A 22,009-nucleotide genomic window follows, 5' to 3' on the forward strand; every position below is an offset into this window, starting at 1 on the left:
GTGACGGCCTTCGATTTCGACGCGGCGCTGCGCTGGGCGCGGCTCGATGCGCGGCGGAAGCTCGCACGGCGGGCGGACAGCGAGCTTCCCTTCGTCGATGCGAGCCGCATCGGCGGGCAAGGACTGCTGCTCGATACTTGCGTCTATATCGATCAGATGCAGGATCGGACGCCGCAATTGCTGGACGATCTGATCGCGCGTCGGCAGGTCAATCATTCGACCGTCGCGATACAGGAGATGATGCATACGGTCGGCGCGCTGCAGCCCTCGGACACACGCACCGCCGCAGTCGTCGCCGAAATCCGCAAGCAGATTGCCGCCATGCCGCCGCATCGGATTTTTACGCCCGATGCGGAGATTCTCGGAAGAGCGGCGCTGCTGTCCGGCGCGCTCTGCCGCCTCCGAAGCTATCAGAAGGATGGCAGGCTGCGCGCGCTTCAGGACTGTGTCCTGTTTTTGCAGGCGCGAAAGCTAGGATTGGTCGTGCTGACGGCGAATATCGGCGACTTCGACCTGCTGCTCCAGCTTGTCCCCACGGGGCGCGCCCTGTTCTACCGCCGCAAGTGAAGCGCCCTATCTCCGCCACGCCGGAACGCGGCGTAGCAGCGAGTGCGGCTTCGGCCCCGGCGCCGGCGGGGATTGTCGAGCGCGCGCAGAAATTCGTCGTAGCGGGCCGCATTGAGCGAGAAGAGCCGCTGATCCAACGGCTCGCAGGTCGCCCGTCGCCGCGCGCCAGCCTTCGAAGCTTGCTGACGCACGCCCGCGCCCCATCACATCCCCGTGACCACCGGCTCCCCGGCCTTCTGCCAGCCGATGATGCCGCCGCCGAAATGCGTGCTCACGTCGCGGCGGCCGAAGAGGCGGGCCTGCTCCATGGCGGTCACCGAGCGCTTGCCGGAGCGGCAATAGACCACGACCTTCTGGCCCTCGGCCGGAGCCGGAATCTTGGCTGGATCGAAGGCGGACAGCGGCACGAACAAAGCGCCGTCGATATGGCCCTGGGCGTATTCGTCCGCCTCGCGCACATCGACGAGAATGATCGACTTGTCGGCGATCCCGCTCTTCAAATCTTCTAGGCTGATCTCGCTATACCACTCGGCCATGTCGCTCTTCCCGGATCGATGCGCGGCCCTGGCGATACGTCTTCCAATCTGTCGGCGCCGAGGCTCTGGCAACCGGGTTGAAGCGTCGCGCGGGCGCGTTAGGTGGAGGCGCCTCGGGGGCGTTCTTCCCGCCTTTTGGCACAGGAGGTCCACAAATGTCCAGAATCGCATCGTGGAACGCGTCGCTCGCTGCGGCGGCCCTCGCGCTTGGTCTCGCTGGCTCGCCGGCCATGGCCGAAGTGCTGATGTTCAAGGGCGATCTCACCGGCGGCGCGGAGAATCCGCCCAGCGCGAGCAAGGGCGCGGGATCGATCGAGGTCACGCTCGATCCCGCGAGCCGCAAGATCACCTGGAAGGGCCATTACCAGGGCCTCAAGGGCGAGGAGACGAAAGCGCATTTCCACGGCCCGGCGGGACCTGGCCAGAACGCCGCCCCAGTGCTGCCGGTCGACGCGTCGAACGATAATTTCCGCGGCGAGGCGACGCTCGACGCGCAGCAGATCCGCCAGCTCGAGAACGGCCAGTGGTATTTCAACATCCACACCGACAAGCATCCGGACGGGGCGCTGCGCGGCCAGCTGACGCGCGTGCGCTGACGAGGCCGGCTCCTATTGCGGATTTTCCAGGCTGAAGGTCTGCGCGCCTTCGTCATAGGCGAAAATCTCGCCATAGCGGCCCCAGGTGGTGACGCTCCGCAGCGTCATCTCCGCATAGTCCTCGCTCATGTAATCCTCGAGCTCCTCGCGGAAGCGGGTGGCCGGCGCGTAATGCGACGGCCGCTCGTCCAGCACGCGGCGGATGCGCTGCGCCAGCGGCACATAGGCGAGCAGATGATCGCCGAACAGCTTCTTGCGCTGGTCGACGTCCATCTCCGCGAAACGCTTGCCGGCCGTCGTCAGCTTTATGTCGCCCTCGGCGAGCTCGGCGAAGCGCAGCAGCTGCAGCGTTTCGGCGACGGGGAAGAGATCGTCGATCTCGAGCTGCAGGCTGTCGGCGAGCGCGGGGAGATCGGCCTTGCCGTCATAGGGCGGCGCGGCGACCTCCTCGATCATGCCGGCGAGCGTGTTGGTGGAGACCGTCGGCAGCGCCATGCCGAGGCCGAGGCCCGGAAAAGTCCCCTCGCGCTTGGGCGGCTCGGCGCGGCGCGTCATCAGCGCATAGATCTGGTCCACGAGCTGGCGGAACTCGGGATCGAGCCGATTGCGCGGATGCGCCAGCGTCACGCGAATTTCCGCGGCGATGCGGCCCGGATTGGACGAGAGCACGACGATGCGGTCGCACATCAGCACCGCCTCCTCGATGTTGTGCGTCACCATCAGAATGGATTTGATCGGCATGCGCCCTTCGACCCACAGATCGAGGAGATCGGTGCGCAAGGTCTCGGCCGTCAGCACGTCGAGCGCCGAGAAGGGCTCGTCCATCAGGAGAATATTGGGCGCGACGACGAGCGCGCGCGCAAAGCCGACGCGCTGGCGCATGCCGCCGGAGATTTCCTTCGGATACGCATTTTCGAAGCCGTCGAGGCCAATGATGTCGATCGCCTTCAGCGCGCGGCGGCGCGCATCCGCCTCGCGCACGCCTTTGGCGCGCAGGCCCAGCTCCACATTGGCGAGCACGGAGAGCCATGGAAACAGGGCGAAGCTCTGAAACACCATGGCGACGCCATCGACCGGACCGGCCACCTTCTCGCCGCGATAGAGAACGTCGCCGCCGGTCGGCCGCGCGAGGCCGGAGACGATGCGCAGCAGCGAGGATTTGCCGCAGCCGGAACGCCCGAGCAGGCCGACGATCTCGCCGTCGTCGAGCTGCAGCGAGATATCGTCGAGAACGATCGGGCCTTTTTCGCCGGAAGAGCGGCCATAGGCCTGGAAGACATTGCGGAGCTCGAGCAGAGGCGCTTTCGTCGCGGACATGGCGAAACCCTTCAGGAGAGGCGCAGGCGCCGTTCGACGAAGCCGAACAATTGGCGCCAGAAGAGACGGTTGAACAGTATGACGACGACGCTCATCAGCGAGACGCCGAGCACGATCTTCGGATAATCGCCGGCCGCCGTCGCCGCGGCGATATAGGCGCCTATGCCCTGCGCCTCGATCGTGTCGTCGCCCCATTTCACATATTCGGCGACGATGGAGGCGTTCCACGAGCCGCCCGAGGCGGTGAGCGCGCCGGTCACATAATAGGGGAAGATCGCCGGCAGAATGACATTCTTCCACCAGGCGAAGCCGCGAATGCCGAAATTGGCGGAGACCTCGCGCAGATCGTTCGGAAAGGCCGAGGCGCCGGCGATGACGTTGAACAATATGTACCATTGCGTGCCGAAGATGATCAGCAGCGACAGCCATATGTCTGGATCGAGCCGGAAGGTGAGAATGCCGACGACCGCTATGGGAAAGAGGACATTGGCCGGAAAGGCCGCCAGAAATTGCGCCAGCGGCTGGATCTTCTCGGCGATGCGCGGACGCAGGCCCACAAAGACGCCGATCGGAACCCAGACCAGCGTGGCGAGCGCGATCAGCACGACGACGCGGACCAGCGTGTAGAAGGTCAGCAGCAGCGCATGGCGAAGCTCGTCCAGGCTGACGGCGCTGCGCACGAATTCGAGCACGAGATAGAGCGAATAGAAGAACACCGCTCCGATCGCCGCGAACCAGACGATATCGACGAGGACGCCCGCCCGCCGGCTCTGCGGCAGGCGCGGCGCCGCAAAGGGCAAGGCCATTTTCCACAGCGAGGCGCGGCGCAGCAGCGAGGCCGGCCAGGCGGCGGCGACGCGCAGCCAGCGCGTGCGCATGAAGAGATCGCGCACCCAGCTCTCGGCTTCGTCCTGCGAGGCGGAGAGCTCGACGCGGAACTTGCCCGAGAAGGCGACAATGGGCCGAAACAGCAATTGGTCATAGGCGAGAATGATGAGCGCCACCGCGACCACCGCGGCCACGACGCAATCGATGCGCTTGCTCTCGATCGCCAGCGCGAGATAGGAGCCGACGCCCGGCAGCCGCACATTCACGTCGCCGACGGTGATCGCCTCCGAGGCGACGACGAAGAACCAGCCGCCGGACATGGACATCATCATGTTCCAGATGAGTCCCGGCATGGCGAAGGGCGCCTCGAGCTGCCAGAATTTCTGCCAGGGCGTGAGCCCGAAGCCCTTGGCCACCTCGTCGAGATCGCGCGGCACGGTGCGCAGCGACTGATGGAAGGAGAAGGCCATGTTCCAGGCCTGGCTCGTGAAGATGGCGAAGATCGCCGCGCCTTCGGCGCCCAAAGTCGAGCCGGGGAAGAGGCCGAGGAAGAAGGTCACGGTGAAGGAGAGAAAGCCGAGCACCGGCACCGACTGAAGCACGTCGAGCAGCGGCACCAGAATCATCTCGGCGCGGCGGCTCTTGGCGGCCAGCGTCGCATAGACGAGCGTGAAGAGCAGCGAGAAGCCGATCGCCGCGAACATGCGCAGAGTGGTGCGCAGGCCGTAATAGGGCAGCGCCGAATAATCGAGCGACAATTGCGCCGTCTCCGGCGCCTCCAGCGGCAGCGCCATGCCGCGCCAGCCGAAAGCGGCGAGCGCGAAGACGCCGAGGACGAGCGCGAGGGCGACGATATCCCACAGATTGGGCAGAGCGCGGCGGCCGAGCGAGGTGAGCGCGACGAAATTATTGAGCATGAACGACCGGCTTTCGGCGAAGCGAGGCGTAGAGATGGCCGGCGGCTGGGGCTCCGGCGGGAGAGCATGTCGCACAGCCGGATATCGCCGTCACCTCCCGAAAGACGGGAATCGAGCGCCCCTACGCTACGCGTCGCCGTCCAATGGCCAAGCCAGACGACAATTGCGTGTCGCTGCCGAGCGGGATTGCGGAAAAGCGGTTTCGGGCCGGCTCAGAAACGATTGGGAAATGAATTCCGCTCTCAGCGGCCAGCGGGAGCGGCGCGGAAATCGCGGCGGACCTCGCCCTTGGGCAGAGAGCCGGTCGGCGCGGAATCGATGCGCGCGCTGTCGAGCCGGTCGAGCCTTTGCTCGAGCCGCTCCAGCCGCGAGGCGCCCGAATCGCGCGCCGTCTCCAGCGCGCGCAGCCGCGCGCCGGCGCGCAGCGCCTCTTCTTCATGGCGAAGCGATTCGATCAGCGCCCGCGTCGCCCGCGCCTCGTCCAGCAGCCGGGCGATCTCGCGACGCTGCTCGAGCCCGAAGGAGACTTCCGGCTTCCAGTCGAGCGCCTTGGCGAGAGTCTGGCCGTCTATGCTCTGCGCGGCCTGCAGCGCATTTTTGACGCCGGTGCGCGAGCCCAGAAAAAAGCCGGCCGCCGCGCCCGCGCCGATGGAGGCGACGATGACGCCGAGAAGCCGAAAGAATCGGAGGCCATTGGACCGCGAGTGTGGCGCCGCCGCCGTCGACATGAGAGACCTCCTGAAGCGACGCCTAGGCGATGTCTCAGTGGTCCGAGTGTCCGCGCCCATGGTTAACGGCGGGTTAACGCGCGAACGGCCGCCGGCGCGAGACGCATCCGGCGGCCGCGAGATGATTGTCGAAGATCGCTTTAGGAGAGCGCCGCGTCAGCGCGCGCCGTGCTTCATGGCGCGATGCGGAATGTCGCTATAGGGCGCTATGCCATGGCCGCCGATCGAGGAGCGGCCCTGGCTGGAGGAGGAGGAGCGGCCCTGGATCGCCGAGCGCCCCTGCTGGCCGCTCTGGCCGGCGACGCGCGCCTTGCCGGAGACATATTTGCCGGCGGCGGCTCCATATTTGGAGTTTTTCGACCAGCTTCCGCCGGAGGCGGCGGAGCGGCCCTTCGTCGCCTTGGAGGAGGCGCGCGCGCCCGAATAGTCCTGGTAACGAGCCTTGGCGATATCTGAGGCCGCGCCGGCGGCGAGCGCCGGAGCCGCCGAGGGCAGCGCCAGCGCCGGAGCCGTCATCGCCGGTAGAGAGATGGCCAGCAATCCGAGCGCGACCGCGCCCATCGTCAGATTCGTGAGGTTCATTTGCACACTCCCGTATCGCGAGCTCTGCTCCAGAGACCGCGGCGGCCCCCCCAGGGCGTCACAACGTGCGGGACGCGGCTCGGTTCCCTCGGCTCTCGCCGCGCGCTGCCGCGCTGGAGCCCGCCCGAAGGGGCGGCGGAGCGCAAGATTGCAAGTGGAGGCGACGCTACCTATAGTCCGCGCCAATTCCGGCCGCGATCATCAGGTAAAGAGCCGGAGCCCCGCAAAGCCCAAGGGAAGCCCCAAATCATGCTGGAAGGCCTGCGCATCGCCTCGCAACATCGGATCGGCCGCATCATCCTCGGGCTCGTCATGGGCTTTATCGCGCTGAGCTTCGCGGTGTGGGGCATTGGCGACGTGTTCCGCGGCTTCACCTCCACGCGCCTCGCCAAGGTCGGCGCGGGCGAGATTTCGGTCGAGACCTATCGCAGCGCCTATCAGAACGAGCTGCGCCGCCTGCAGCAGCGCGCCCGCCGCGCCATCACCAATGAGGAGGCCCGCCGCTTCGGCCTCGATCAGCAGGTGCTGCAGCGCATGATCACCGATCTCTCCCTCGACCAGAAGACGAAGGCGCTCGGCCTCGCCATCTCCGAGGACGAGACCTTGCGCCTCACCCGCGACGAGAATGTCTTCAAGGGGCCGACCGGCAAGTTCGACTCCGACCGCTTCAAGCAGCTCATTCGCGACGCCGGCTATACGGAGCGCAGCTTCCTCCTCGAGCAGAAGGGAAGCTATCTGCGCAAGGCGCTGACCGATTCCATCGTCTCCGGCCTGGAGCCGCCGCGCCTCGTGCTGGAGGCGCTGCATCGCTTCCGCAACGAGATTCGCGAGGTCGACTACTTCCTGCTCCCCGCCTCCGCCGTCGGCGAGGTCGCCAAGCCGAGCGAGGAAGAGCTGAAGAAGTATTTCGCCGATCGCGAGCAGAGCTTCCGCGCCCGCGAATATCGCAAGCTCGCGCTGCTCACCGTGACGCCGGCCTCGCTCGCCGAGCCGCAGAAGGTCGCCGAGGCCGATGTCCGCAAGCTCTATGACGAGGTGAAGGCCAAGCGCTACGGCACGGCGGAGAAGCGCCATTTGCGCCAGATTCTCTTCGCCTCGAAAGACGAGGCCGAGAAGGCGCTGGAGCGTCTGAAGAGCGGCCTCGCCTTCGACGCGCTGGCCGGCGAGCGCAAGCTCTCGCAAAAGGACATAGACCTCGGCCTGCTCGAGGCGCACGACCTCGGCGATAAGCAGATCGCTGAAAAAGTCTTCGGCTCGCGCGAGCCGGGCTTCGTCGGCCCCATTCAAACCGCCTTCGGCGCGGCGATCCTGCAGGTCGAGAAGATCATCCCCAGCGTCTTCACCCGCAGCTATGAGGAGGCCGCCGAGGAGCTGCGCCGCGAGATCGCGCAGGAGCGCTCGGCGCCGTCCGTGCGCAAGCTGCATGACGCGATCGAGGATCAGCGCACCGGCGGCAAGACGCTGGCCGAAGCCGCCAAGGCCGCCGGCCTCGAGATCGCGACGATAGAGGCGGTGGATTCCACCGGCCTCGATCCCGCCGGCAAGAATGTTCCCGCCCTCTTCGGCTCCGAGGATCTGCTGAAGGCGGTGTTCGCCTCCGACGTCGGAGTGGACAATGACACTGTGCCGACGCGCGACGGCGGCTACGTCTGGTTCGAGATCGCCAAGGTGGAGCCGGCGCGCCAGCGCAGCTTCGACGAGGTGAAGGAAGCCGTCGAGACCGCTCTGCGCGGCGAGAAGCAGCAGAAGGCGCTGACCGAGCGCGCCGAGGCGCTGACCGCGGAGCTGCGCGGCGGCAAGGCGATAGAGGACGTCGCCAAGGGCGCCGGCGCCGAGGTCCGCCATGTGAGCGATGTGAAGCGCGCGCCGCATCCCGAGCTGTCGACCGCGGCCATCGTCGCCATTTTCGACGCGCCGCCCAAGGGCGCCGGCTCCGCCGCGGTCGATGGCGGACGCCTCGTCTTCGAGGTGAAGGGCGCGTCGACGCCGGCCTATGATCCCGCCTCCCTCGAGGCCAAGGCGGCGATCGACCAGCTGCGGCCGGCCTTCACCAATGATATTCTCGAGCAATATGTCGGCGCGCTCGAGAAGGTCTTCAACGTCTCGATCAACGAGCGTGCGTTGCAGGCGGCGACCGGCGGCGCGGAACAGAGCCAGTGAGCGCATTGTCGGAACCTTCGTTCGACGAATTCGCCGCCGCCTATGAGGCGGGCCGCGCGTCGCTGGCGGCGACGCGGCTCGTCGCCGACCTCGAGACGCCGGTCGCGGCCTATCTGAAGCTGACGCGCGCGCGGACGGCCAATGTCTTCCTGCTGGAATCGGTGGAGGGCGGCGCCGCGCGCGGACGCTATTCGATGATCGGGCTCGATCCCGACATCGTCTTCCGCATCCATGGCGAGACAGCCGAGATCAACCGCCGCGCGCTGCGCGACGCGAATGCTTTCGAGCCCTGCGCGAAGCCGCCGCTCGACGCGCTGCGCGAGCTGCTCGCCGAATCCGCGATCGACGAGGTCGCGCATCTGCCGCCCATGGCCGCGGGCGTGTTCGGCTATCTCGGCTATGACACTGTGCGGCTGATGGAGCGCCTCGCCCCGGCCAAGGACGACAAGATCGGCGCGCCCGACGCGATATTGCTGCGGCCGACCGTCATGGTCGTCTTCGACAATGTGCGCGACGAGATCATCGTGGTGACGCCCGCCCGCCCCGCGGCCGGCGTTTCCGCAAAGGCCGCCTATGAGGCGGCGCTCGCGCGGCTCGACTCGGTGGTCACGACCTTGGAGGCGCCGCTCGAGCAGCGCGAGGCGGAGGCCGATCCGCATCTTCTCGCCGAGGAGCCGGTCTCCAACACGGCGCCCGGGCGTTTCCTGGAAATGGTCGAGCGCGCCAAGGATTACATTCGCGCCGGCGATATTTTCCAGGTCGTGCTGTCGCAGCGCTTCACCGCGCCCTTCGCTTTGCCCGCCTTCGCGCTCTATCGCGCGTTGCGCCGCGTCAATCCGGCGCCCTTTCTCTGCTTTCTCAATTTCGGCGATTTCCAGATCGTCTGCTCCTCGCCGGAGATTCTGGTGCGCGTCGCCGAAGGCAAGGTGACGATCCGCCCCATCGCCGGCACGCGCTGGCGCAGCGCCGTGAAGGCGGAGGACGAGCGCCTCGCCGCCGAGCTTCTCGCCGATGAGAAAGAGCGCGCCGAGCATTTGATGCTGCTCGATCTCGGACGCAATGACGTCGGCCGCGTGGCCGCGACGGGAAGCGTGCGCGTAACCGACAGCTTCACCATAGAGCGCTACAGCCATGTGATGCACATCGTCTCCAATGTCGAAGGCTCGCTCGATCCCGCGCGCGACTGCATAGACGCGCTCGCCGCCGGCTTTCCGGCCGGCACGGTCTCCGGCGCGCCCAAGGTGCGCGCCATGGAGATCATCGACGAATTGGAGACCGACAAGCGCGGCATCTATGGCGGCTGCATCGGCTATTTCGGCGCCGGCGGGCAGATGGACACTTGCATCGTGCTGCGCACGGCGATCGTGAAAGACGGCAAGATGCATGTGCAGGCGGGCGCCGGCGTCGTCTATGACAGCGACCCCGATTACGAGCATCGCGAGACGGTGAACAAGTCCAAGGCGCTGTTCCGCGCCGCGGAGGAAGCCGTGCGCTTCGCGACGCGCGCGCGGCGCGGGCAGTAGAGCGCAAGTCGGTAATCCATTGGCCTTTGGCTTCCAGATCGTGACGATGCCGATGTTGAAACAGAGACGCTCACAGACAAGGGCGTTCCCTTCTCCCACTTGTGGGAGAAGGTGGCCCGGCCATAGGGCGTCCGACAGGACGCCCGTCGCAAGCGACGGGCTTTTGGCCGGGTCGGATGAGGGCTCACGGCGCGTGGCAAATGCTTCGATCTCGCGGCCGCGGCGCCGGCCCTCATCCGACCTCGCTTCGCGAGGCCACCTTCTCCCGCCAAGCGGGAGAAGGAGACGCGCGTCGAGAGTCCGGATTCACCGCCAGCGAGGCTCAGAGTGACCGAGCATACGCTCTATGAGGAGGCGGACGACCCTCACCGGCCGATCCGCCTCGGCGACGCCGGCGCGGCGGGCCAGTCGGCGCGCTGGGGCCACATGCTCACGCTGTTCATGCGCGTCATGGCGCTGTTCTGGCTGCTGCAGGGCGTGATGCAATGGGTCATCGTGCTCACCGCCAGCAAGCCCATATTCGACGAGGCGCCGACCAACGCCGCCATCGCCGTCGTGTTCTTCGCCGTGCTCGATCTCGTCGCCGGCGTCGGGCTTTGGCTGGCGACGCCCTGGGGCGGCGTGCTGTGGCTGCTCATCGCCGGCGCGCAAATCTTCGTGACCTTGAGCGTGCCGGGGTTTTTCGCAGGCGGCTATTGGCTCATCGCCCTCGATCTCGCGCTCATCGGCCTCTATTTCTTCCTCACCTTCGAGGCCGGCCGCGATTATGAGGCGCAACGCCTGCGCGAAAAGCGCCGCAGGCGGCGCGGTCCCGAGGCCGAGGCCACGGACGGCCGCTTCAGCCGCCTGCAACGGCAGGCGCGCGCGCTTCTCGCCCGGTTCGGCCGGTAAGGCGCGCGGCGCACGTCCACGACACGGCTAATACAATTCTAACGACTTGATTCACCACCCATTTACCGCATCGACGGTAGTGGAGGTAAACGACGGATTCAGGCTGTTGTTTAAAGCGGTCTTCATTCGCGGCGGATAGGTTCTGGTCCATCGAGACACGGACCGGACTTTCCAATATCCGGCGCAATAAACGAGACGGAGCTTGTTCATGAATACGGCGTCGAAGACCGAGGCGGCGCAGGTCCGCTCAGAGAAGATCAACGAAATTCGTCCGATCTATCTCGAATCCCTCACGCTGGTGGAGCGTCTGCATCGCCGCCTGCTCGATGTCATCAAGGACGAGTTCGACCGCCGCAATCGCGGCGACGTCAATTCCGTGCAGGCGCTGCTGCTCTACAATATCGGCGACAAGGAGCTCACCGCGAGCGAGCTGCGCACGCGCGGCTATTATCTCGGCTCCAACGTCTCCTACAATGTCAAGAAGCTCGTCGAGATGGGCTACCTCCACCACGCCCGCTCGCGCGTCGATCGCCGCTCCGTGCGCATCAGCCTCACGCCCAAGGGCAAGGAGGTTCATGATATCGTCGCAGCCCTCTACGAGAAGCATGCGACCACGGTGGAGCAGATCGGCGGCGTCTCCACCGCCGAGTTCCGCACCGTCAACACCGCGCTGACGCGCCTCGAGCGCTTCTGGACGGATCAGATTCGCTATCGCCTCTGACGCTTCCTCCCAGACTTTCTCCGCTCCACTCGGGCGATCTTCGCTTCACGCGTCGATCGCCCTTTTTCTTGGCCGCCTATCACGGATTCCTGGCGGAATGTCGCGGATTTCTGCTATGAGAAATCGTCGCGGACGTCACGTCGATAGAGAGGCCTCTTCCATGCGCTGGTCGCTCACGCTCGGCTCGTTCAAGGGCACGGCCGTCCGCATTCACATCACTTTTCTGCTGCTGCTCGCCTGGATCGGCTTTTCCGCCTATCGCAGCGGCGGCGCGCAGGCGGCGCGCGACAGCGTGATCTTCATCACACTCATCTTCGCCTGCGTCGTGCTGCATGAGTTCGGCCATATTCTGATGGCGCGGCGCTTCGGCATTCTCTCGACCGAGGTCACGCTGCTGCCGATCGGCGGCGTCGCCAATCTCGACCATATGCCGGAAAAGCCCTCTCAGGAGCTGCTGGTCGCGCTCGCGGGGCCGGCGGTCAACATCGTCATCGCCACAGTGCTGTTCGTCGCGCTCGGCGCTTTCCAGCCGGAGACGCTGGCGCAGCTCGACGATCCGCATCTCAATGTCCTCGCGCGTCTCGCCGCCGCCAATCTGTTTCTGGCGCTGTTCAACATGATCCCGGCCTTCCCCATGGACGGCGGCCGTGTGCTGCGCGCCGCGCTCGCAATGTGGCTGCCGCGCGGAAAGGCGACGCGCATCGCCGCCTCCATCGGCCAAGGCTTCGCCTTCGCGCTCGGGTTCTTGGGGCTGTTCGGCAATCCCATGCTCGTCTTCATCGCCATTTTCGTCTACATCGCCGCCAGCGGCGAGGCGCAGATGACGGTCGCGAGCGAGGCCGCGCGCGGCCTCTCCGTCGCCGACGCCATGGAGACCCGCATCGCCGCCATCGGCTGGGGCGCCGATCTCGGCGAGGCGGTCGAGACTCTGCTCGCCACCTCGCAGGACCAGTTTCCGGTGGTCGCGGCGGACGGCCACTTCATGGGCCTGCTCGACCGCTCGGACATAATCGAGGCGCTGAAGGCCGACGACCGCAGCGCGCCGATCGCCCCCCATGTGCAGCGCGACGCCCCCACCGTGAGCGCGGCCGCGCCGCTCGATGAGACGATCGAAAAATTCGCCGGCGCCTCGGCCATGGGCGTGCTGGGCGCCGATGGCGCGCTGGTCGGTCTGCTGACGCGCCAGAGCATCGGCGAGATCATGCTGATCGCCAATCTGCGGCCGGACTGGCGGCTGGGCCGGCGCGGCTAGAGGAGCCGGCTCCCCGGCCGAGCGGCGCGAATGAATTGACTTGAGCGGCCGAAGAGCCGAAAAAATCGAGCCGCGGTGGGAGAGCAAGCCCGCGCCGCCGAGAACCGGACCCAAGCGCGAATGACAAAAGTCACGCTCATCGACAATTACGACAGCTTCACCTTCAACCTCGTGCATTATTTCGGCTCGCTCGGGGCCGAGGTGACGGTCAAGCGAAACGATGCGGTCTCGGTCGCCGAAGTGCTCGCCGCCGGCCCGGAGGCCATCGTGCTCTCGCCCGGCCCCTGCACGCCCAAGGAGGCGGGCATCTGCCTCGATCTCATCGCCGCGGCCTGGGCGACGATTCCGATTTTCGGCGTCTGCCTCGGCCATCAATCCATCGGCCTGTCCTTCGGCGGCGATGTGATCCGCGCGCCCCTGCCCGTCCACGGCAAGATGGCGACGATCCTGCACAAGGGCGAGACGATCTTTCGCGGTATAGAGGGGCCGTTCCAGGCGACGCGCTATCACTCGCTGATCGTCGCGCGCGAGACCTTGCCCGCCTGCCTGCGCGTCACCGCCGAGACGCCGGATGGGCTCATCATGGGCCTCTCGCATGAGAGCGCGCCCGTGCATGGCGTGCAATTCCACCCCGAGAGCATCACCTCGGAGCACGGGCACAAGATTTTGCGCAATTTCCTCGATCTCGCGCAGGAATGGAACGCGACGCGCCGCCCCGCCAAAGTCGCGTGAATCGCTGCGAGCCTGAAGGCTCGCGGTCCAGAGCCCGCCTTGGACCGCGAGCCTTCGGGCTCGCATCCTTCAACCGAGATTTTCGGCCGTGACCGACCTCAAGCCCTATCTCGCATCCCTCGCCGCCGGCGCGACGCTCTCCCGGCAGGAGGCGCGCGCGGCGATCTCCATTGTGCTCGAAGGCGGCGCGACGCCGGCGCAGCTCGGCGCCTTTCTGATGGGCCTGCGCCAGCGCGGCGAGACGGTGGAGGAAATCATCGGCGCGGCGGAGGCCATGCGCGCGGCGATGGCGCCGGTCGCGGGCGCAACGGATGCGATCGACATTGTCGGAACCGGCGGCGACGGCGCCGGAACCTATAATGTCTCCACTCTGGCGGCGATCATCGTGGCCGGCTGCGGCGTGCGCGTCGCCAAGCATGGCGGAAGGGCCGCCTCCTCGCGCTCCGGCGCCAGCGACGTTCTGGCGGAACTCGGCGTCAAGGTCGGCGGCGCGCCCGAGCACGCCGAATTTTGCCTCGCGGAAACAGGCATTTGCTTCATGGCGGCGGCGACACATCACCCCGCCATGCGCCACGCCGCGCCGGTGCGCGGAGAGCTCGGCCTGCGCACGATCTTCAATCTGCTCGGCCCGCTGTGCAATCCGGCGCGGGTGGAGAAGCAGCTGCTCGGCGTCTCCTCGCGCGCGCTGCTGGAGCCGCTGGCGCGCGTCTTGGCGGAACTGGGCGCAAAGCGCGTCTGGCTCGTCCATGGCGAGGACGGGCTCGACGAATTGACGACGACCGCGCCCTCTCATGTCGTCGCGCTCGAGGACGGCGCCGTCAGAAGCTTCACGGTGACGCCGGAGGAAGCAGGCTTGACGCGCGCTGAGCCGCAAGCGCTCGTCGGCGGCGATCCCGCCCATAACGCCCGCGCGCTGCGGGCCGTGCTCGCGGGGGCGCGCGACGCCTATCGCGACATCGCCGCGCTCAACGCCGCGGCGGCGCTGGTAGTGGCGGGAGCGGCGGCCGATCTTCGCGAAGGCGCAAATCTCGCCGCGCGGGCGCTGGACAGCGGCGCTGCACAGGCAAAGCTCGAGGCGCTCATTCGCGTCTCCAATGCGTGAGCGCGCCGCGCTGGCGGGAAATGCTTCGTGTCCTTCGCGTCTTCGTGGTAGAAAACCTCTCGAAATGCGCGAAGGACCCGAAGCGGCATGACCGACATTCTCAGCAAGATCGAAGCCTATAAGCGGACCGAGATCAACGACGCCAAGGTGCGCATGCCGCTGGCGACGCTCGAGCGCAATGTGCGCGATCATGATCCGCCGCGCGGCTTCGTCCATGCGATCGAGGCCAAGCTCGCCGAAGGCCGCATCGCGCTGATCGCGGAAATCAAGAAAGCGAGCCCATCCAAGGGCGTGCTGCGCCATGATTTCGATCCGCCGGCGCTGGCGCGCGCCTATGAGGCCGGCGGCGCCGCCTGCCTCTCCGTGCTAACCGACGGCCCCTCTTTCCAGGGCAAGCTCGAGGATCTCGAGGCCGCGCGCAAGGCCGCCAATCTGCCGGCGATTCGCAAGGATTTCCTCTACGACCCCTATCAGGTGTTCGAGGCGCGCGCCCATGGCGCCGATTGCATTTTGATCATCATGGCCGCCGTTTCCGACGAGGAGGCCCTGCGCCTCAACACAACAGCGCATGATCTGCGCATGGACGTTCTCGTCGAGGTCCACAATGAGGAGGAGCTCGACCGCGCGCTGGCGCTGGAGACGCGGCTCATCGGCGTGAACAATCGCAATCTGCATACATTCGACGTCACGCTGGAGACGACCGAGCGGCTCGTCGAGCGCATTCCCAAGGATAGGATCATCGTCGCCGAGAGCGGCATAACGAGCCATGAGGATTGCCTGCGGCTCGAGAAGGCCGGCGTCTTCACCTTCCTCGTCGGCGAGAGCCTCATTCGCAAGGACGATGTGACGACGGCGACGCGCGAGCTGCTGCATGGCTCGGTCAAGGGCGACCACAGGCGGGCGCGCGCATAGATGCTGACGCATCTCTCGAGCAAGGGCGAAGCGCATATCGTCGATGTCTCCGACAAGGCGGAGACGAAACGCGTCGCCATCGCTCGCGGACATATCGTGATGGACGCTGCGACGCTCGCTCTCGCGGTCGAGGGTCAGGCGAAGAAGGGCGATGTGTTCGGCGTCGCCCGCGTCGCCGGCATTATGGCGGCGAAGAAGACTCATGAGCTGATCCCGCTCTGCCATCCTCTGCCCGTCACCAAGATCGCGGTCGATCTCGAGCCGGATGCGAGCCTTCCCGGCGTGCGCGCGACGGCGGAAGTCTCCGTCACGGGCAAGACGGGCGTGGAAATGGAGGCGCTGACCGCGGTCGGCGTCGCTCTGTTGACGATCTACGACATGCTGAAGGCCGTCGATCGCGGCATGCGCATCGAGGGAATCGAGCTGGTCGAGAAACGCGGCGGACGCTCCGGCGAATGGCGTCGCGACGAAATGGACAAGAATGGCTGACGACAAATTGCTGTCCGTGGACGAAGCTCTCGCCCGCGTGCTCGCCGGCGCGACGCGCCTCGCGGGCGAGGAGGAGGCTCCGCTCTTCAAAGCCCTCGGCCGCACATTGGCCGGAGACCTCGTCTCGCGCCGCACGCAGCCGCCGGTCGCGGTCTCCGCCATGGACGGCTATGCGCTGCGCGCCGCCGATCTCGCGGCGCCCGGCGCGCGGCTGACGCTCGTCGGCGAGAGCGCCGCCGGCCATGGCTATCACGCGGCGCTCGGCGCCGGCGAGACGGCGCGCATCTTCACCGGCGCGCCCGTGCCCGAGGGCGCCGATACGATCCTGCTGCAGGAGGACGCGACGGTGGACGCGGCCGGAATCGGCGCCGCCTCCCCGCCTCCGCCCGGCCGGCATATTCGCGAGCGCGGGCTCGATTTTCGCGCGGGCGACGCCGCCCTCTTCGCCGGAACGCGCATCGGCCCCAGCGAGCTGGCGCTCGCCGCCGCCATCAATCATCCGCTGCTTCCCGTCGCGCGGCGCCCGCGCGTGGCGCTGATCGCCTCGGGCGACGAGCTGGTTCCGCCCGGCGCCGAGCCAGGGCCGGCGCAAATCATCGCCTGCAACGGCTATGCGGTGGCGGCCATCGCCGAAGCCGCCGGCGCCGAGGTGATCGATCTCGGCATTTTCCGCGACGACATCGCCGAGCTGGAAAAAGCCCTGGAGCAGGCGCGCGCAGCCGAGGCCGATATTGTCGTGACGCTGGGCGGCGCCTCGGTCGGCGATCACGATCTGCTGCGCCCGGCCCTCGCCCGCCAGGGCATGGCGCTCGACTTTTGGCGCATCGCCATGCGGCCGGGCAAGCCGCTGATCCATGGAACGCTGGGCGAGGCGCGCATATTGGGCCTGCCCGGCAATCCGGTCGCGGCTTTCGTCTGCGCGCTGGTCTTCCTCGGCCCGCTCATTCGCGCGCTGCAAGGCGATCCGCGCGCGGGGGCGGACGAGACCGAGGCCGCCGTCGCCGGCGCGCCGCTGAAGCCCAATAAGGGCCGCCGCGACTATATGCGCGCGACGCTGTCGCGCGACGCTTCCGGCCGGCTCGTAGCCACGCCGCAAGCCTTGCAGGATTCCTCGCTGCTGACAGAGCTGGCGCGCTCGCAGGCGCTGCTCATCCGCGAAGCGGGAGACGGCGCGGTGGAAGCCGGCGGCCCCTGCCGGATTTTGAGGTTGCCGGGGGCGTTCGTCAGGGCGTGAGGAGCCGAGCTACAATCCCCTCATGCTGAGGAGCCCGCGAAGCGGGCGTCTCGAAGTACGCGGAAACGTCGGGCTCCGCCCTCTGGACTCCCTCGTGCTTCGAGATGGCGCCTGCGGCGCCTCCTCGGCATGAGGGAGAGCCGGCGGCTTTGTGCGAGATATTGCGAGGCCGTCGCCTGTCTTTCTGGGACGGCATTGTGCGCCAGGAGCGGACGTCCGCGCCGACGAAGGCGTTTTCGGCAAGGGATGCAAATCCCCACCGGCGCGTTATCGAAATTCGATAAAAGACGCGATTGGTGTCGACGGTCGTCGAATAATAGACGCGATCACCGACATTCTCTTTTAAATATCCTATCTGAGGAGGTTCTGTTGCGAAAACATTTGCTGGGCGTCTGTTCGCTTCTCTCCCTGCTCGCTTTCACGGAATTTGCCTCAGCAAAGCAGACGACAACAGCTCGAGCCGTGGACGTCGAGCTTCCCGACGTGATCGTGAATGCCGGCGAGCGCTCCGAGGGAATTTCCTATCAGGCGATTGTCAAAGGTTTGGAAGCATTCGCTCGCCACGGACATTTGGCCCCCAAGGCGACGCCGAAATTCGTCCTCCAGTCCCGGCAGCCGGATGCGAATTTGAAAGGGCTGACTCTGGTTCTCACCACCGCAAGTCGGGACATCGATATCTCGATCGACAAAAACGGCGTTTTTGCCGCGCCCCGAATCGACGCCAGCGAAAGCGGCGACTATCGTCTCCTGCTCAACCGACCCGATGGCGCCTTCGCGTTAAAGCCTTTCGTGCGCACGCCGGGACTTCCGCCCAATACGCGGCGCCTCGGCGACTTCAGGGCGATATGCGAAATGCGCTGGGCCATGGAGCGCGATGACGGGTCGATTCCACTCCCGGCGCGCCTGCTTGTCGAAGGAATTGGCCGGCCCTGCCAAAGCTGGATGGTCAAAGTCATCTTTCGGGAGCCGCGTCCCATCGCCGAAGTCTGGCTTGTTTCAGGCCAAAGGCGGGAGGCTCTGCCGCAGGAGCGCATCCGACACGACCGCACCAGCTTTTTACCGCCGCTCCACGATGACTCCTGGCCCGACGATACGCTGATCGAACTCAAATTCGTCGAGGACGCAAAGCCATGACCGACGGCGCTGCAATCTCGCAATAGCCCTGCGCGACCGAGAGGAACAGAAAGCCCGCCATAATCCGACGCGCAAAACTCGAGCCTTCACGAATCTGCATAACGCCTTTAATTTCAAATTGTTGAGCTGCGCGAAAGATTCGATGGAAAATCGAGTGTCCTTTGATCCGAGGTCGGACCGCTTCCACGATTGGCCACAACGGGTCATATCCGGCCGAATAGGCTGGCTCCATCAGCACCTCTACCACGCTGCTCGTAGCGGGCGCCTGTCTCCCCCGTTCATGCGCGCGCAGCCCGTCACGCCGCCCAATCCGTCACCATCAGCCCCGGCACACCCGTAAACTCCCGACCATTCGCCGTCACCAATATCGCGCCGCGGCGGCGCGCCTGCGCGGCGATGAGATAATCATAATGGCCGATCGGCCGCCCTGCTTTTTCCAGCTCGGCGCGAATGTCTCCCGCATGGCGCGCGTCCTCCTCATCGAAAGGCAGCACGGCGATTCCCGGCGAGAGAAATTCCGCCAGCAAGGCCTCCATCAGCGGCTTTCGATCGCTGCGCGCATAGCCGTAGCGCAGCTCGTACAAAACGATGACGGGCAGGCCGATCTCGACGCGCTGCGTCAGCGCCTCGCCCATGCGACGCGCGACATCGGCGTTGCGGCGGTTGATCACCGCAATGACGACATTGGTGTCGAGGCAGATCATTCGTCGATGAATTTACGCGGATCGGGAGCGCTCGGCGGATCCTCCGGCGGGCCGTCGGGCAGAAAGTCGCGCGCGCCGAGAGCGTCGAGCCGCGCAAACCACGCCTCGACATCGAAAGGCCCCTCGTGAAGCGGCTCCAAAATCACCTTGTCGCCGATCTTGGTGACCTTGACCTCCTTGCCTTCGAAACGGCAGTCCTTGGGCAGGCGCACAGCCTGGCTGCGGCCATGCATGAACAGCTTGGCTGTGCCGCGCATCGTTGCAGCTCCGTATGATATCTACTACATGATAGATATCGCGCGCCGACACATTGGTCAATTCGACCGCCGAGCCGGCGCGCCGCTCGGTTTTTCGTGCTTTCTCCGTGTCTTTCGCGGTAAAAACAATGCTATCGAATCGAGCCGTCGTCCCCGCCCTGCCCGAGGAGCCCAAACCCGCATGACCGACACCGAAGACGGAGCCGCCACGCCGCCCGAATATGGCGCGGATTCCATCAAGGTGCTGCGCGGCCTCGACGCCGTCCGCAAGCGCCCGGGCATGTATATCGGCGACACCGATGACGGCACCGGCCTGCATCACATGGTCTATGAGGTCGTCGACAACGCCATCGACGAAGCGCTCGCTGGCCACGCCACGCTCGTCACCGTGACGCTGAACGCCGACGGCTCCTGCACCGTCACCGACAATGGCCGCGGCGTTCCGACCGGCATTCACAAGGAGGAAGGCGTCTCCGCGGCCGAGGTCATCATGACCCAGCTGCACGCCGGCGGTAAATTCGACCAGAACTCCTACAAGGTCTCGGGCGGCCTGCATGGCGTCGGCGTCTCGGTCGTCAATGCGCTCTCGGTGTGGCTGAAGCTGCGCATCTGGCAGGAGGGACGCGAGCATTTCATGGAATTCGCCAATGGCGATTCCGTCGCGCCGCTCGCTGTCGTCGGCAAAGCGCCGATCGAGGACGGCAAGCCCAAGCGCGGAACGGAAGTCACCTTCCTGCCGTCGCTCGAGACATTCAAGACCGTCGTCGAATTCGATTATGCGACCATAGAGCATCGCCTACGCGAGCTCGCCTTTCTGAACTCGGGCGTGCGCATCGTGCTCACCGACGCGCGCCATGCGGAACAAAAGCGCGAGGAGCTCTATTACGAGGGCGGGCTCGAGGCCTTCGTGCGCTATCTCGATCGCGCCAAATCGGCGCTGATCGGCGCGCCGATCCTCATTCACGGCCAGCGCGAGCACATCAATGTCGAAGTGGCGCTGTGGTGGAACGATTCCTATCACGAGAATATTCTGGCCTTCACCAACAACATTCCGCAGCGCGACGGCGGCACGCATCTCGCGGGCTTTCGCGCCGCGCTGACGCGGCAGATCACCGGCTATTCCGAGCGCTCCGGCCTCACCAAGCGCGAGAAGGTCGATCTCACTGGCGACGATTGCCGCGAAGGCCTCACCTGCGTCGTCTCGGTGAAGGTGCCGGACCCGAAATTCTCCTCGCAGACGAAAGACAAGCTGGTCTCGTCCGAAGTGCGTCCGGCGGTCGAGAATGTCGTCAATGAGCTGCTCGACCAATGGCTCGAGGAGCATCCGCAAGAGGCGAAGAGCGTCGTCTCCAAGGTCTGCGAGGCCGCCGCCGCGCGTGAGGCGGCGCGCAAGGCGCGCGAGCTGACGCGGCGCAAGGGCGCGCTCGACGTCGCCAATCTGCCCGGCAAGCTCGCCGATTGCCAGGAGCGCGATCCGGCGAAGGCCGAGCTCTTCATCGTCGAGGGCGATTCCGCCGGCGGCACGGCCAAGCAGGGCCGCAATCGCGAGTTCCAAGCCGTGCTTCCATTGCGCGGCAAGATATTGAATGTGGAGCGCGCGCGCTTCGACAAAATGCTGTCGTCCGAGCAGATCGGCACGCTGATCACCGCGCTCGGCACCGGCATCGGCCGCGATGAATTCAACGCCGACAAGCTGCGCTATCACAAGATCATCATCATGACCGACGCCGACGTCGACGGCGCCCATATTCGCACGCTGATCCTCACCTTCTTCTATCGGCAAATGCCTCAGCTGATCGATCGCGGCCATGTGTTCATCGCGCAGGCGCCGCTCTACAAGGTGACGAAGGGCAAATCGACGCAATATTTGAAGGACGAGCGCGCGCTCGAGGATTATCTCATCGACTCGCTGCTCGACGGCGCCGTGCTTCGCTGCGGCAATGGCGAGGAGCGCGCCGGCAAGGATTTGCGCGCCGCGCTCGAGGATGCGCGCTCCTTCCGCACCATTATGAGCGGGCTGCATTCGCGCTACGACCGCAATGTCGTGGAGCAGGCGACCATGGCGAACGCGCTGCAATCGCCGCCGGAAGAAGCGAAAGCGACCGAGGTCGCCGAGCGCCTCAACGCCATAGCGGAGGAGACCGAGCGCGGCTGGACCGGCGAATTGCGCGAGGGCGGCTATGTCTTCCGCCGCACGCTGCGCGGCGTCGCGCAAGCGGTGACGCTGGACGCGGCGCTGCTCGCCTCCAGCGAGGCGCGCAAGCTGCAGGAGCGCGCCGAGAGCCTGCGCGAAATTTTTGCCGGCCCGGCGGCGCTGGCGCGGCGCAGCGACGAGACCGCGCTCTCCGGCCCGCTCGCGCTCTATGACGCAATGGCGGCGCAGGGCCGCAAGGGTCTCACCATCCAACGCTACAAAGGCCTCGGCGAGATGAACGCCGAGCAATTGTGGGAGACGACGCTCGACCGCGAGGTGCGCTCGCTCTTGCAGGTGAAGGTGAAAGAGGCGGTGGAGGCCGAGGATATTTTCGTGAAGCTGATGGGCGACATCGTCGAGCCGCGCCGCGAGTTCATCCAGGAGAATGCGCTGAACGTCGCCAATTTGGACGTATGATGGCCGAAACGCCCTGCGTCAAAATCTGCAAGATCGATCAGCCGACCGGCTTTTGCATCGGCTGCGCGCGGACGATGGCCGAGATCGCCGGCTGGCGCGACGCTTCCGAGGCGGAGCGCGCGCGCATTCTCGCCGCGCTGCCGGCGCGACGCGCGCGCCTGCAGAAAGAGCCTCACGCCTCGCAGCAGAAGCGGTCATGAAGCAGAACGCCATTGG

General features: G+C 66.1%; 23 protein-coding genes. 15 read left to right on the plus strand and 8 right to left on the minus strand.

Annotated elements, in window-relative coordinates; genetic code table 11:
• Entirely contained in the window at positions 1-567 is a 567-nt protein-coding gene (locus tag K369_RS11395; protein WP_051949223.1) for a type II toxin-antitoxin system VapC family toxin, read from the plus strand.
• A gap of 203 nt (positions 568-770) precedes the next feature.
• Here K369_RS11395 and K369_RS11400 read toward each other — a convergent pair whose 3' ends face one another.
• Positions 771-1,103 carry a rhodanese-like domain-containing protein gene (locus tag K369_RS11400; RefSeq protein WP_036291254.1) on the minus strand — a complete coding sequence of 111 codons (333 nt, stop codon included), beginning with the start codon at positions 1,101-1,103 and terminating at the stop codon, positions 771-773.
• Between the two features lie 155 nt (positions 1,104-1,258).
• Here K369_RS11400 and K369_RS11405 point away from each other — a divergent pair, with 155 nt between their 5' ends.
• Positions 1,259-1,699, plus strand: coding sequence for a CHRD domain-containing protein (locus tag K369_RS11405; RefSeq protein ID WP_036291256.1), 441 nt, complete (start codon positions 1,259-1,261; stop codon positions 1,697-1,699).
• 12 nt (positions 1,700-1,711) lie between these two features.
• Here K369_RS11405 and K369_RS11410 read toward each other — a convergent pair whose 3' ends face one another.
• From K369_RS11410 to K369_RS11425, 4 genes are all read right to left on the minus strand, one after another.
• Entirely contained in the window at positions 1,712-3,016 is a 1,305-nt protein-coding gene (locus K369_RS11410; protein ID WP_036291259.1) for an AAA-associated domain-containing protein, read from the minus strand.
• 11 nt (positions 3,017-3,027) lie between these two features.
• Complete coding sequence (locus K369_RS11415; protein WP_036291261.1) at positions 3,028-4,761, minus strand: ABC transporter permease subunit; 1,734 nt, start codon at positions 4,759-4,761, stop codon at positions 3,028-3,030.
• 242 nt (positions 4,762-5,003) lie between these two features.
• Complete coding sequence (locus K369_RS11420; RefSeq protein ID WP_036291263.1) at positions 5,004-5,489, minus strand: hypothetical protein; 486 nt, start codon at positions 5,487-5,489, stop codon at positions 5,004-5,006.
• 156 nt (positions 5,490-5,645) lie between these two features.
• Positions 5,646-6,071 carry a hypothetical protein gene (locus K369_RS11425; RefSeq protein WP_036291266.1) on the minus strand — a complete coding sequence of 142 codons (426 nt, stop codon included), beginning with the start codon at positions 6,069-6,071 and terminating at the stop codon, positions 5,646-5,648.
• Between the two features lie 249 nt (positions 6,072-6,320).
• Between K369_RS11425 and K369_RS11430 the strand changes: the two genes are divergently transcribed.
• The 11 genes from K369_RS11430 to K369_RS11480 all read left to right on the plus strand — a co-directional run bounded on the left by K369_RS11430 (position 6,321) and on the right by K369_RS11480 (position 18,221).
• Complete coding sequence (locus tag K369_RS11430) at positions 6,321-8,231, plus strand: SurA N-terminal domain-containing protein (RefSeq protein WP_036291272.1); 1,911 nt, start codon at positions 6,321-6,323, stop codon at positions 8,229-8,231.
• A gap of 5 nt (positions 8,232-8,236) precedes the next feature.
• Complete coding sequence (gene trpE, locus K369_RS11435) at positions 8,237-9,754, plus strand: anthranilate synthase component I (protein WP_198033106.1); 1,518 nt, start codon at positions 8,237-8,239, stop codon at positions 9,752-9,754.
• Between the two features lie 327 nt (positions 9,755-10,081).
• The gene (locus K369_RS11440; RefSeq protein ID WP_036291278.1) at positions 10,082-10,645 is read left to right on the plus strand and encodes a DUF6163 family protein; all 564 of its coding nucleotides are present in this window, start codon (positions 10,082-10,084) and stop codon (positions 10,643-10,645) included.
• 208 nt (positions 10,646-10,853) lie between these two features.
• Positions 10,854-11,366 carry a transcriptional regulator LdtR gene (ldtR, locus tag K369_RS11445; RefSeq protein WP_018266040.1) on the plus strand — a complete coding sequence of 171 codons (513 nt, stop codon included), beginning with the start codon at positions 10,854-10,856 and terminating at the stop codon, positions 11,364-11,366.
• Between the two features lie 160 nt (positions 11,367-11,526).
• Entirely contained in the window at positions 11,527-12,618 is a 1,092-nt protein-coding gene (locus tag K369_RS11450; protein WP_036291279.1) for a site-2 protease family protein, read from the plus strand.
• Between the two features lie 120 nt (positions 12,619-12,738).
• Positions 12,739-13,350 (plus strand): aminodeoxychorismate/anthranilate synthase component II, encoded by a 612-nt coding sequence (locus K369_RS11455; protein ID WP_036291282.1) that lies wholly within the window; start codon positions 12,739-12,741, stop codon positions 13,348-13,350.
• A gap of 88 nt (positions 13,351-13,438) precedes the next feature.
• On the plus strand, positions 13,439-14,452 hold the full coding sequence (gene trpD / locus K369_RS11460) for an anthranilate phosphoribosyltransferase (RefSeq protein WP_036291285.1): 1,014 nt from the start codon (positions 13,439-13,441) through the stop codon (positions 14,450-14,452).
• An 87-nt stretch (positions 14,453-14,539) separates the two neighbouring features.
• Positions 14,540-15,364, plus strand: a complete 825-nt coding sequence (gene trpC / locus K369_RS11465) for an indole-3-glycerol phosphate synthase TrpC (RefSeq protein ID WP_036291288.1) — start codon at positions 14,540-14,542, stop codon at positions 15,362-15,364.
• Entirely contained in the window at positions 15,365-15,853 is a 489-nt protein-coding gene (gene moaC / locus K369_RS11470) for a cyclic pyranopterin monophosphate synthase MoaC (RefSeq protein WP_036291290.1), read from the plus strand.
• Positions 15,846-17,087: a gephyrin-like molybdotransferase Glp gene (gene glp / locus K369_RS11475; protein WP_036291292.1), complete on the plus strand. Its 1,242-nt coding sequence runs from the start codon at positions 15,846-15,848 to the stop codon at positions 17,085-17,087. Before moaC ends, glp begins: the two co-directional genes overlap by 8 nt.
• A 369-nt stretch (positions 17,088-17,456) precedes the next feature.
• Positions 17,457-18,221, plus strand: a complete 765-nt coding sequence (locus tag K369_RS11480) for a hypothetical protein (protein ID WP_156967859.1) — start codon at positions 17,457-17,459, stop codon at positions 18,219-18,221.
• On the opposite strand, the gene K369_RS26455 is transcribed toward K369_RS11480, so the two are convergent.
• The 3 genes from K369_RS26455 to K369_RS11490 all read right to left on the minus strand — a co-directional run bounded on the left by K369_RS26455 (position 18,193) and on the right by K369_RS11490 (position 19,182).
• Entirely contained in the window at positions 18,193-18,453 is a 261-nt protein-coding gene (locus tag K369_RS26455; RefSeq protein ID WP_156967860.1) for a hypothetical protein, read from the minus strand. The two genes, K369_RS11480 and K369_RS26455, sit on opposite strands and share 29 nt — an antisense overlap.
• A gap of 64 nt (positions 18,454-18,517) precedes the next feature.
• The gene (locus K369_RS11485) at positions 18,518-18,925 is read right to left on the minus strand and encodes a type II toxin-antitoxin system VapC family toxin (protein ID WP_036291299.1); all 408 of its coding nucleotides are present in this window, start codon (positions 18,923-18,925) and stop codon (positions 18,518-18,520) included.
• Positions 18,922-19,182: an antitoxin gene (locus tag K369_RS11490; protein WP_036291302.1), complete on the minus strand. Its 261-nt coding sequence runs from the start codon at positions 19,180-19,182 to the stop codon at positions 18,922-18,924. The genes K369_RS11485 and K369_RS11490 overlap by 4 nt, the downstream gene beginning before the upstream one ends.
• A gap of 181 nt (positions 19,183-19,363) precedes the next feature.
• On the opposite strand from K369_RS11490, the gene gyrB reads away from it, so the two are divergent.
• Both gyrB and K369_RS11500 read left to right on the plus strand, forming a co-directional pair.
• A complete protein-coding gene (gene gyrB / locus K369_RS11495; protein WP_036291306.1) occupies positions 19,364-21,793 on the plus strand; it encodes a DNA topoisomerase (ATP-hydrolyzing) subunit B in 2,430 nt (809 codons plus the stop codon).
• Entirely contained in the window at positions 21,793-21,993 is a 201-nt protein-coding gene (locus K369_RS11500; RefSeq protein ID WP_036291308.1) for a DUF1289 domain-containing protein, read from the plus strand. Before gyrB ends, K369_RS11500 begins: the two co-directional genes overlap by 1 nt.
• The last annotated feature ends 16 nt before the right edge of the window (positions 21,994-22,009 follow it).

Origin of the sequence: Methylosinus sp. PW1, from assembly GCF_000745215.1 — a bacterium.
GTDB lineage: Bacteria > Pseudomonadota > Alphaproteobacteria > Rhizobiales > Beijerinckiaceae > Methylosinus.